Source organism: Chamaesiphon sp. GL140_3_metabinner_50 (assembly GCF_025361915.1).
Classification (GTDB): domain Bacteria; phylum Cyanobacteriota; class Cyanobacteriia; order Cyanobacteriales; family Chamaesiphonaceae; genus Chamaesiphon.
In genome coordinates, this window is the sequence record NZ_JANYJC010000249.1 from 1 (window position 1) to 11,086 (window position 11,086).

The window sequence follows — 11,086 nt, forward strand, 5'->3', positions numbered from 1 at the left end:
GAAAGCGCACCTTCAAAACCATGTCCATCTTCAGCTTCGCCCATGCCTGTTTCAAGGGAACCTAAGCAGCCTAGCTCGCCTTCTACGCTGACGCCGATCGCGTGAGCGACTTCGACGACTTTACGGGTAATATCGACGTTATACTCAAAGCTGGCGGGAGTTTTGGCATCGGCTTCGAGCGAGCCGTCCATCATGACGCTGGTAAAGCCTTGTTTCATTGCTGAGTAGCAAGTTGCTGCGCTGTTACCATGATCTTGGTGCATGGCAATGGGAATATTCGGGTATGTTTCCACTGCTGCTAGTACTAGGTGACGCAAGAATGCTTCACCAGCATAGTTTCTCGCGCCGCGAGATGCTTGTAAAATGACTGGGCTATCGGTTTCTTGAGCAGCCTGCATGATTGCTTGAATCTGCTCCATGTTATTAACGTTGTATGCTGGGATACCGTAGCTATTTTCAGCCGCGTGATCCAGCAAAAGCCGCAATGGGACGAGAGCCATTAGAAATTCCTCCTATAAATTTAAATCTTTTAGATTCGATCGTCGATCGCGGGCAATGCCGTTCCAAAGGAAGATCGTCAATTCACGATTCTTAAACTAAACATACTTTACCAAAGATCTGTTAGTCTCGATCCTCCCTGCCATAAAATTAACTAGAGATTGCTAAAATATTCGTGAAATAATGCAAAAGGGAGCAGATATTACTACTCCCTAAACTACTTATCGATTTTTTGTAAATGGGACGCCCGAGGGTCGAACTCGGGGCCAATCGGTTAAAAGCCGAATGCTCTACCACTGAGCTAGCGTCCCGCTCGGTCTGAATTAATCAGACCTTTAATAAGATAACACGCCCGATTGAATTTACGCAAGGCTTATTTTAAACAAACTTGGCATTAAAAGTAACGTTGCAGTTCAAAGTCTCGCCGGGAGCGACATGCAGCAGATCGATACCCGTGTTGAGACTATTGCGAGGAGCCGTCCAAGGTTCTAAGCAATAGAAGTCTTTACCCTCAACCGTCCAAAATACGACGGTACGATAATTGGTACTGGTGGTCATTGTCAGCTCCATCGCTTGTCCGGCATCATGGACGGTGGCGACATTTGCCTTAACGTTGGTAAAGGCAGCATCGATTTCAGCCTGACTAAAATCAAACTTGCCAGCGAAGGGATAAATCTCACCCGTTTGTTTTTCTTGATAGCTGTCGGCGGGAATCTCGAATGTGAGTCGAACTTTATCTGTCGCCAAGAAGTAGGGATGTAAGCCAGTGCTGAAGGGCATTGGTGTATCGGACTTGTTGGTGTAAGTTTGATCGATAACCAAATCGCCGCCGCGAATGCGATAGGTAAAGCTCACGCTAAAATCAAACGGATAGACTTGACGAGTGTCGCCATTACTTTCGAGTACCACTGTCAAACTCGCATCGGTAGCGGTAGATTGGCTGGTAACTTGCCAAGGTAACTCCCGTGCAAAACCATGCTGCTTGAGCGAGTATTGTTTATTGCTGAGTGAGTAAGCATTATCTGGCAAATTTCCGCAGATGGGAAATAAAATTGGAATCCCGCCGCGCACGCTGAGTTTTGGATCGGTAAACCGATCGGCATCTAAATACATTAACTCGCGATCGCCCACCTGCCAACTGGTTGCAATCCCACCGCGATCGGGGAAAACAGTCAGAGAGCTGTGGCTATCCGTATCATTTAGCACGTAGATTGGTTCGGTTTGAGGCTGTTTGGTGACGGTAAACATCTAATTTTTAGGGTGTAGGGTTAGCACTTGTTGATGACTGGGCAACGGTTTGAAGCGCGCCCTCCGCCAATACTCGGATAACTAGTGATTCCGATCGATTTATCTAAGCAAATCGACGAGCAAACGGGTATTATAGTTATATAGGCTACACGATCGGCGTTCGCAAAATCTCGATCGAGTAATTCACAGTCCCTGTAGTCAGGCGACCTATTACCATTAGCAATGACAGACTCGAATTTTGGATCTGATAACGATCGCAGTTGGTACAACTTCAGCAGTGGAGTCGTGACAAGTGTAGTCCTCAAATCTTGGGTAGATGCTCGCATTAAGTTCCTCAACTAAACCAATTGCATCTAGTTAATTTTGGGAAAGCTAATCTAACCATCCTCCCCAGGATTACCACTAGATTCCCACTTCCATCGCCAGATTTATTTGTTTAGGAGAGTTTAACTATGTTACATCGTAAGATCTATCAAATGTGCGAAGATGGTCGGGAAGTATGTATTTTCCTGCGGGATCAACAACGGTGGATCGAACGTGCCCGCATTACCGATATTGAGGGCGATTTGGTCACGATTCGCTACGAGACTGATGAAGATGATGAAGTCTCGGCGTGGGAAGAAATGGTCAGACTGGAAAGTATTGCTTCGATCAGTCAGAAATTAGCCTCTGTCTATCGCGGAAATGCCGAACCGCTAGTCTCCGACGACTGTCACGAACTAGAACAAATTCGTCCAGCTACTCCTGAAGAGTAACCGCTCCCATCTAACGGAGTTATTAGCCTAGCTAGTAACTCCTTAATGCTTTTAGAAGAGAAGGGGTTTTAGGTTTTAGGTTTTAGGTTTTAGGTTTTAGGTTTTAGTAGAACTGCGTTCTTTAGTTTTTCTCCTCTCCGTCGCCCCGTCCCCACAATCCCCCTCCCAGCCATAAACATGTTCGATCCGCTTTTTGCCCGTGCTGGCGTGCTATGGTCGGCAATTATCGACTTTATTCAAACAGATCGGGGCGATATTGCCAGCGGTTTAGCCAGCTTTACAGCCAGACAAATACAGCGTCACCCGCAGTTAGATCCGGGACAACAGAAGCTGTTGATTCATAGATTTGCGATCGAAGCAGAAATCGATGGTAAATCGCCCTTAGACTTATTTCTCGCCAGTCAGCCAGATCTGAGCCTAGCAGATCGTCAGACGATCGCTAATTGGCGGCGCAGCTTTGTGGGATTATTGGCGATCGTCCAAATCTTCCCGAATGGCTTAGAAGTAATGAATTGGCTCACCGCCAAGCATTACCGGGTGCAGTTTACCGACGAGCCATCCCAGACGGCAATGAGTCGATTGAAAGTTGGCGATTTAATTGTCGCACAACTCAGTCAGATCGTCGATATCGATTGGGCGATTTTAGCTCCGTGGGTCGCTTTAGGGCGATTGGGTAGACCAAAATTAGCCGTAGCTGTCGGCACCTTTCGCCAAAATTATCCGCATTATCTTTACAGCGATGCGCCCGACGAATTAGCCGCAGCTTGGGAATCAGTGGCAGTTTACCACGATCGGTTTGTCGAATTTTTTGGGAGCGATGAAATTACCCTCCCAGGCAAACAATTGCAAACGCGGGTTGGCGAATTTCAAACCTGGATGCTAGAACGGCAACTAGAGACAGCCGGAATCGATGGAAATCGCTCGTTGAGTGAAATCGCCGCCGATTCTGGGGTTACAGCCGAAGATTTGCAAGCTTTGACCACAACACTCGGTTTACCCGATCCGAGTGCCGCCCAGGGGCAAGCAGCCCCCTCTGGCAAGATGGTCGCACCCACAGTCGAACTCCCCCAACAGATGCGATCGGCAGCCGCAGTTACCGCACTGAGTCATCCCTACTGGGGACAGATGTTTTTAGTCGATTATCCCCGACTTAAAAATTTACTCGCATCTGATTTGGCAGATCTCCCCGCCGATCTCAACTTCGTCCGCAAATGTTTGGCAGATCCGCAGATGAACGCTTACGTGTGGCGGCGATTGGCGATCGAGTTTCCCGAACGGTTACCGATGGCGATTGGGCAAAGTCTCGAACTACCAAATTTTACGTCAACAGATCTTGACTCGGTATTAACTAAATTTAATAAATATTTAGAACCAGATTTACCCGATCTCGCCAGCGTGCCCATTCATCTCCACGAATTGTTCCAAGCCGCAGTTCTAGAAGTAAGTAAGGACAAATCTAAGCCTAAGTCTCAACCGAAAAAGGGTGGATTTGGCGCGAAAAGTTAAGAATTGACCGACCGCTCAGAGCCGCACTAAGCCGATCGGCTAAAATAGGGAAAACCGATCTGCAAGCAGACGATAATCTGCAATTAAAATCGGTAAGATTAGAGTATCGAACTAAACTTTCAAAGCTGGAGAATTTAACCTAATGAATATTATCGGTTGGGTAGTACTCGGTCTAGTCGCTGGCGCACTTGCTAAGATGATTTATCCCGGTAGTCAAGGCGGTGGCTTAATTGCAACGATGGTGCTAGGTATCGTCGGAGCCTTTATTGGGGGAACTTTATATACATTGGTAACGAAAGGGTCGTTTGTGATGGCATCATCGGGGGCGGCGACTGGAGCCTTAATTCCTTCGCTAATTTTTGCTGTAATCGGTTCGATGATTGCGATCTTTATCTGGGGTTTAATTACTAGAAATGCATAGGAAATTGCTACTAATTACCTAGCTAGACTAGAGCAAAGCGCGATTCGACAGAGCTGATGTTACAAGAACGAGGTCATCGATTTAGAGATTGCTGTCGTCTTTAAAAATTAGCTCGTCATTCGCTCGGACAGACCCAAATTAGCCATTTCGGTGCGAACCCAAATCGGCAAGAATCGCTAAATTCCGAACTTAGATAAAAATCGACAGATTGCATCTACTATTCTCATAGCATCAAATCTCGGTTGTCAGTCGCAAGTGCAGGCGCATTTACGGCTGCTTTCCGATAAACTATAAGTATCGGCACGGTTTTCGACTAATCCAGATCGTGCCCAGCCAGCCCTCGAACGACACAGCTTCCAATCCTATGGAGCGAATTATTGAGTGAATAACAACAGCCCTAATCTTTTTCAAGTCAATCTACCTCCGGCGCAATCCTGGCTGACAATTGTGGCAATTTGCCTATTATTGGGTAGTCTAGGATTAGGGTGGATTGTTAAATCGGCTCTCATCGTAGTAGGATTGCTGATCGTTACGCCAATTGTCGGATTCTTGGGCTTCTTTTGGTGGCTGCGTCGCAGTATCGTCCAAGCTCAATGTCCGGTATGTACCGAGCCGTTGCAAGGCATTAATGGGAGTGAGATTCAGTGTACCAACTGCGGTGAAGTACTCAAAGTCGATCGAGGTCAATTGGTACGCGATACGCCACCAGATACGATCGATGTCGTTGCAGTCGAAGTCATGCAAGACTAAGATCGAGGGTAATAGCCAAGTTATTTTCTGTATCGTCGCGCTCGAAAATTCGATTGGCGATCGCCGATAATCTACACATAGCCTCAGTTACCACCGATTTACCCGACCGCCAACTCTGAGGATCGAACACTCTAGACTGGAATATTGGAGCGAACTGTCTTCATCCGTCGCCACCTCCAACATTCAATCGTAGAAATCATCCACAATCCACAATCTACATGACTTCCCCAGAACCCCAAAATTGGCAACGCCGGATCCAAGATTTGAAGAGCAATTTCGATCGATCTGTTTCGGGATCCGAGCATCTCAACCAAATAAATGTTGATGCTCCTGGCTTAGGAATCGATGGACTTCAGCAGAGCTACCAACAGTTTATCAGTTGGTTTAGCAGTATTCCAGCCAGTGGTAAACTACTGGCGATCGCAGGTGGTGGTTTGCTAGGTTTATCGCTGATTAAAACCGTCTTTCAGTTGATTAGTTCGCTGATTACCCTGTCTGTGTTTGGAGTGATTTTATATTTAGTGTATCGATTCTGGATTTTACCCAAGAATACCGAATCCTGAGTCGCGCCAAGATCGCGGACGCGAAAAAAGTGAGGAGCGATCCTCACTAAAATATGATGGTTCCAGATTCGTAAATGGTTGATTAACGTCAGTTGCTACCTACAACCTCAGCGGTTTCTAACCGTAGGCGTTCTATGGGTGGCAACTCACGTTAATTAAGTCATCACCGCATCTTCGGGGTGTAATAGTGTTGATAATTGCTTGACACCGCGTTGGAGATGGCGAGTGACAGTCATCGGGCTGACACCGATTCTTTTAGCTGCTTCCTTGCGGGGTAATCCCTTAATATAGACAAATTCGATCGCTTGTTTGGTTTTCGATTCGAGTTCGCTAATCGCTCCTTCTAACTGCTGGCGTTCTTCTTCTAAATATTGACGCTGTTGTTCGCGGGTATCTGGCAAACTATCCCCCAGAGTAACCGGACAATCGAGCATTTGTCCCACCGTTGCGTCTAAACTCAAAGCCTGACGATTGTGTTCTGCGGCTTGAGTCTCACGCCATTCGTTCACAGAGACATTCAACACCGCTGCGATTTCTTCGTCCCGAACTTTTCTACCCAACTTCGCCGTTAATTGCTGACGGACTTTTTCACCTTCTTTTTGGAGTTCTTGCCAACGACGGGGAATCTTCAGAACACTGCTCTTATCGCGGAGGAAGTGCAAGACTTCGCCTCTGATATAGGGGACTGCGAAAGAGCTAAATGCACAGCCTTGGTGGGGGTTGAAACGTTCGATGGCGCGAATTAATCCTAGATAACCAATCTGCTCTAAATCTTGATAGGGTTCTGCACATTGACGACCGATCCGGTGGGCGATTTGTCTGACTAGCCCAGCATTGAGTAAAACTAACTGATTGCGAATTTTGATGCTTGGCTGTTGATAGTAGTTCATCAACAAGGAAATCGATTCGGAATGAGCGGAAGCCTGAGTAGCCATCGTTTGAGCAACCTTTTGTAAAGATAGATGCTGTGGGATTGATGCTATTTGCGAAGAAATGGGCATAATCACAACAGAGGGTTCGGACATTGGAGACTGGAGACTGAAGCTGTAGAAGAACGAGTTGCGGTTGGGATGCCGGGGTTTGGCTATCTCCACTGCTACATTGTTCTCTACGCAACCTATTTCCCAACAGCGTCGATCTACGGAAATCCATTTGTGTCTATTTTTGTTAAGTAAGTGGATTTACGTACAGATATTTACTAGATTGTGTGTACTCTAAGGGTTTTGGGCAATTTTAAGGATAAAAATAATTTACCAAATTCGCGATCTTGCACGCCCTAATCTGCAAAAATTGACATAAGTCTCGTTCGCGCGACCATCTTTCCAACTCAGTCGATCGAGAGCTAATTTACGTAAGCACGAGGTAAAAATTTCGGGTAAACTAGTGATCTGTTACCCTTACATCCTCCGATCGTCCAGAGGAGTTAAATCTTATGGTCAAAAAACCCGAACCGTCATCAACCGAGCCAGCACCGATTGAATCTGCGTCTGGTTTTAACCCAGTGCAGCTCGTTCAAGATAGTAAAGCCGAACTCACCAAAGTAATTTGGCCCAGTCGTCAACAACTGATTAGTGAATCTCTCGCGGTAATTGCGATGGTGTCTTTGTCAGCGACAACTATCTATCTAGTCAATAATCTCTTTAGCTGGGCTGCTGGTAAGGTATTTGTATGAGTTCGATCGCAGATGAATTAGATGATGATGACGATCTTCAAGACCGAGATCGGACGAATAAAGCTAAAGAACCAGCGCGTTGGTATGCAGTTCAAGTAGCATCTGGCTGTGAGAATCGAGTCAAAATCGATCTAACGCAACGGATTCACTCCTTTGGCATGGGCGAACGCATTTACCAAATTGAGATTCCCCAAACTCCCACCATCCGACTCAAAAAAGATGGTACCAAAACACCCGCTGAGGAAAAAGTATTCCCCGGCTATGTATTGGTGAGCATGTCGATGGATGATGATGCTTGGCAGGTAGTTAAAAATACCCCCAACGTAATCAACTTTGTCGGTTCGGAGCAAAAACGCGGCTACGGACGCGGACGCGGACACGTTAAACCGCTACCACTATCTCGCGGTGAAGCAGACCGGATCTTCAAACAAGCTCTCGAACAAGAGCCAGTAGTGAAGACAGATCTGACCGAAGGCGATAAGATTATGGTTATGTCTGGTCCATTTAAGGACTTTGCAGGCGAGGTCGTTGAAGTTAGCCCCGAACGGAGTAAACTCAAAGCCTTGCTCTCTATCTTCGGGAGAGATACCCCCGTAGAACTCGAATTTAATCAAGTCCAAAGACAGGGCTAATACACACATCTAATGGCAAAGAAAGTAGTCGCAATTGTTAAGCTAGCCCTCAACGCTGGTAAAGCTAACCCCGCACCGCCAGTCGGCCCAGCACTGGGTCAACATGGTGTGAACATCATGGCATTCTGTAAAGAATATAATGCCAAAACTGCCGAGCAAACTGGTACGGTCATTCCCGTCGAGATTTCGATTTTTGAAGATCGGAGTTTTACCTTCGTCCTCAAAACACCTCCAGCTTCGGTACTAATTAAAAAAGCCGCTAAAATCGAAACTGGTTCCAACGAACCCAACAAGAAAAAAGTCGGTCAAATTACCTCCGCTCAACTGCAAGAAATCGCGCAAGTTAAATTGCCCGATCTCAATGCCAATGACATCGACGCAGCCATGAAAATCGTTGCTGGTACCGCCCGGAACATGGGTGTGGCGATCGTTGACTAGTATTTTATCCACCATATTTGGGGGAGAGGTAGATCCTCGTCATTCACCCCAGGAGCAATCATGACCAAAAAGTATTCGCGTCGGTATCAAGAGTTAGCCAAAAAAATCGAGACTCGTGCTTACGAACCCATCGAAGCAATGGCACTAATCAATGAAACAGCAACTGCTAAGTTTGCTGAATCTGCTGAAGTTCACGTCCGTCTGGGTATCGATCCTAAGTATACCGACCAACAATTACGGACGACTGTCGCATTACCTAAAGGTACCGGACAAACCATCCGCGTTGCTGTCATCGCTCGTGGTGAAAAAGTAGCTGAAGCGACCGCTGCTGGTGCAGATTTAGCTGGTTCCGAAGAATTAATCGCCGAAATTCAAGGCGGGATGATGGATTTCGATTTATTAATCGCCACTCCCGATATGATGCCTCAAATCGCCCGACTAGGACGAGTCCTCGGCCCACGCGGTTTGATGCCTTCACCTAAAGCAGGTACGGTCGCCACCGACTTAGGTGCCGCGATCGCGGAATTTAAAGCAGGTAAACTAGAGTATCGTGCCGATAAATCTGGAATCGTGCATATTCTCTTCGGTAAGGCCGCATTCGCCCCTGAAGACCTCTTAGCCAACCTCAAAGCATTCCAAGAGAGTATCGATCGCAACCGTCCTTCTGGGGCTAAGGGTCGCTTCTGGCGCAGTATGTATGTCTCGGCAACGATGGGGCCATCGATCGAAATCGACATCAGCAGTCTCCGCGACATGAAAAATGAATAGTTAGTAAATAGTTTAATTATTTACACGGGATAAAAAGAGTAGGGGCAATTGATGAATTGCCCCTACTCTTTTTTTAGAGCGGAAGACCGCGATCCTCCCAAAGTATATCGTTAAGATCTTTAAGAGTTGCTTTGTCCAGTGATATAGTTCATGACAATATCGAACTTATTGCCAATCTCCCTTAATTCCGATCTCATCTCGCTTACTTCACCCTCAAGCCTGTCGAATCTCTGATTGACAATTCCTTCAAGTGCGTCGATCTCATCATATACCCTGTCGAAGGATTCACTTAGGCTCCGAGCTGGCATCTGACTTGTCTCTAATCTTTCTACCCTCCAGCTCAAATCTCTAAAGCGGCGGTTGATTTCTCTTTGAGAGTCGTTTGGTTCGTTAGCTTGTGTCATATCATTGGCGATAAGTTTGAGGTTTTAGGGTATTTTTAGTTTAGGCGATCGCCATCTCAGGCGCGAACAGCGATCGATAAAATCGGGGCTAACAGCCATTCACCCGCACTTCATCGGCAAAACTCGCCGTCTGTGTAAATTCAAACGGCCCCGCGATCGATCCCCAGACATGTTCGTCAGTAGCGATATCGCGACCGCGATCGAGGCTAATTAGCCCCTGAGGGCTGATTTCAAAGCTATTGTCTAAATATGTCTCTTTCCCGTTTCTGGTTATCTTACAGCCCTTTCCAGGCTCCACATAGCCCTTAAAAGTACTCCCCGTCCACTCGGTAATCATCGTGCAACCGGGCATTTTAATAATTTTATCGCGAGTCAATCGATCGAACATTTCTGGCTTGCGTGCGGCTCCATGAAAATCGGCTTCAGGTTCGATCGTATAATGCTCGATTTCAATGCGATTATCTACAATCACAAAATTCAGCACCCGCAGCCGATAGGGATTGTGCAGCATAAAATCATAAGCCTGTTCTAGAAACAAACTCACCCCACCAAATAACTCATAAGGTAGCGGACGCATACACACCCGAATGTGGGCAAAAAATGGCGGATTTTCATACGCTTGAGCCTGATTGCTAAAATCTCCAGCCATCCAGCGTGCCAGGGTAGGAATATCGGTAGAATGAGTCATAGTGAAGGTCAGATGTTAGTTACTGTCGATTTTACTAGAACCGTGCCTTTCTATTTTTACAATTTATGACTCAATTAGCATCGCTGCGGCTAGTTTCACTGTTACCTAGTGCTACCGAAATTATCGATTGTTTGGGATTGACAGATCGATTAGTCGGAATTTCGCACGAATGCGACTATCCACCTGAAGTTAAAAATCGGGCAATTTGTACCTCAGCCAGACTTTCAATCCATCAATCAAGCGGTGAGATTCATCAAGAAGTAGACAAATTACTCGCTGCCGCAGTCAGCATCTACGAAATTAATCTCGATGCGCTCACACAACTGCAACCTACTCATATTATTACCCAAGACCAATGCGATGTTTGCGCGGTCAGTTTTGGTGAAGTAGAAAAAGCAGTCGCGAAATTAACGAATAGTCACCCTCAAATTATCTCACTTCAACCCGACACGATCGCCGATGTTTGGGCAGATATTCAACGGGTAGGTGAGATGTTAAATGTGGACTGGCAACCGATCGTATCGGCACTTCAAACTAGAGTAGATACCTGTCGAACGCAGTGTCAAAATTTACTTGTTAATCCGCCTAAAGTTGCTTGCATAGAGTGGACAGATCCGTTAATGTTGGCAGGAAATTGGATTCCCGAACTTGTCGAAATCGCTGGTGGTAAACCAATTGGCGGCGTTACCGGACAACATTCGCCGCGAATTAGTTGGGATGAATTAATTGCAGCCGATCCCGAT

At 46.4% G+C, this 11,086-nt stretch carries 15 protein-coding genes and 1 tRNA gene; 10 read left to right on the forward strand and 6 right to left on the reverse strand.

The window, feature by feature from the left end; all coding sequences use genetic code 11:
* The 3 genes from Q0R35_RS12460 to Q0R35_RS12470 all read right to left on the reverse strand — a co-directional run.
* On the reverse strand, window positions 1-500 hold a 500-nt coding region (locus Q0R35_RS12460; protein WP_295618439.1), incomplete at its 3' end, for a class II fructose-bisphosphate aldolase.
* A 237-nt stretch (window positions 501-737) separates the two neighbouring features.
* Window positions 738-809 (reverse strand) — tRNA-Lys (locus tag Q0R35_RS12465).
* Between the two features lie 67 nt (window positions 810-876).
* Window positions 877-1,746 carry an aldose epimerase gene (locus Q0R35_RS12470; protein ID WP_295618442.1) on the reverse strand — a complete coding sequence of 290 codons (870 nt, stop codon included), beginning with the start codon at window positions 1,744-1,746 and terminating at the stop codon, window positions 877-879.
* Window positions 1,747-2,198: 452 nt separating this feature from the next.
* Here Q0R35_RS12470 and Q0R35_RS12475 point away from each other — a divergent pair, with 452 nt between their 5' ends.
* The 5 genes from Q0R35_RS12475 (at window position 2,199) to Q0R35_RS12495 (ending at window position 5,741) form a co-directional block, all read left to right on the forward strand.
* On the forward strand, window positions 2,199-2,501 hold the full coding sequence (locus tag Q0R35_RS12475; protein ID WP_295618446.1) for a DUF6679 family protein: 303 nt from the start codon (window positions 2,199-2,201) through the stop codon (window positions 2,499-2,501).
* Window positions 2,502-2,678: 177 nt separating this feature from the next.
* Window positions 2,679-4,007, forward strand: a complete 1,329-nt coding sequence (locus Q0R35_RS12480) for a hypothetical protein (RefSeq protein ID WP_295618450.1) — start codon at window positions 2,679-2,681, stop codon at window positions 4,005-4,007.
* 142 nt (window positions 4,008-4,149) lie between these two features.
* A complete protein-coding gene (locus Q0R35_RS12485) occupies window positions 4,150-4,428 on the forward strand; it encodes a GlsB/YeaQ/YmgE family stress response membrane protein (RefSeq protein WP_295618452.1) in 279 nt (92 codons plus the stop codon).
* Between the two features lie 381 nt (window positions 4,429-4,809).
* Window positions 4,810-5,178, forward strand: a complete 369-nt coding sequence (locus Q0R35_RS12490) for a hypothetical protein (protein WP_295618455.1) — start codon at window positions 4,810-4,812, stop codon at window positions 5,176-5,178.
* A 218-nt stretch (window positions 5,179-5,396) separates the two neighbouring features.
* The gene (locus tag Q0R35_RS12495) at window positions 5,397-5,741 is read left to right on the forward strand and encodes a hypothetical protein (RefSeq protein ID WP_295618458.1); all 345 of its coding nucleotides are present in this window, start codon (window positions 5,397-5,399) and stop codon (window positions 5,739-5,741) included.
* Between the two features lie 155 nt (window positions 5,742-5,896).
* On the opposite strand, the gene Q0R35_RS12500 is transcribed toward Q0R35_RS12495, so the two are convergent.
* Window positions 5,897-6,676, reverse strand: a complete 780-nt coding sequence (locus tag Q0R35_RS12500; protein ID WP_295618483.1) for a sigma-70 family RNA polymerase sigma factor — start codon at window positions 6,674-6,676, stop codon at window positions 5,897-5,899.
* A gap of 497 nt (window positions 6,677-7,173) precedes the next feature.
* Between Q0R35_RS12500 and secE the strand changes: the two genes are divergently transcribed.
* The 4 genes from secE to rplA are packed head-to-tail and all read left to right on the forward strand — an operon-like array spanning window position 7,174 to window position 9,251.
* Window positions 7,174-7,413: a preprotein translocase subunit SecE gene (secE, locus tag Q0R35_RS12505; protein ID WP_295618461.1), complete on the forward strand. Its 240-nt coding sequence runs from the start codon at window positions 7,174-7,176 to the stop codon at window positions 7,411-7,413.
* A complete protein-coding gene (nusG, locus tag Q0R35_RS12510) occupies window positions 7,410-8,045 on the forward strand; it encodes a transcription termination/antitermination protein NusG (RefSeq protein ID WP_295618464.1) in 636 nt (211 codons plus the stop codon). Before secE ends, nusG begins: the two co-directional genes overlap by 4 nt.
* Before the next feature lie 12 nt (window positions 8,046-8,057).
* Window positions 8,058-8,483, forward strand: a complete 426-nt coding sequence (gene rplK / locus Q0R35_RS12515) for a 50S ribosomal protein L11 (protein WP_295618467.1) — start codon at window positions 8,058-8,060, stop codon at window positions 8,481-8,483.
* A gap of 60 nt (window positions 8,484-8,543) precedes the next feature.
* Complete coding sequence (gene rplA / locus Q0R35_RS12520; RefSeq protein ID WP_295618471.1) at window positions 8,544-9,251, forward strand: 50S ribosomal protein L1; 708 nt, start codon at window positions 8,544-8,546, stop codon at window positions 9,249-9,251.
* A gap of 119 nt (window positions 9,252-9,370) precedes the next feature.
* On the opposite strand, the gene Q0R35_RS12525 is transcribed toward rplA, so the two are convergent.
* Window positions 9,371-9,655 (reverse strand): hypothetical protein, encoded by a 285-nt coding sequence (locus Q0R35_RS12525; RefSeq protein ID WP_295618474.1) that lies wholly within the window; start codon window positions 9,653-9,655, stop codon window positions 9,371-9,373.
* An 88-nt stretch (window positions 9,656-9,743) separates the two neighbouring features.
* Window positions 9,744-10,343, reverse strand: a complete 600-nt coding sequence (locus Q0R35_RS12530) for a chromophore lyase CpcT/CpeT (RefSeq protein ID WP_295618477.1) — start codon at window positions 10,341-10,343, stop codon at window positions 9,744-9,746.
* A gap of 65 nt (window positions 10,344-10,408) precedes the next feature.
* On the opposite strand from Q0R35_RS12530, the gene Q0R35_RS12535 reads away from it, so the two are divergent.
* Window positions 10,409-11,086, forward strand: a 678-nt coding sequence (locus Q0R35_RS12535; RefSeq protein ID WP_295618480.1) for an ABC transporter substrate-binding protein, incomplete at its 3' end; no start/stop codon positions are given.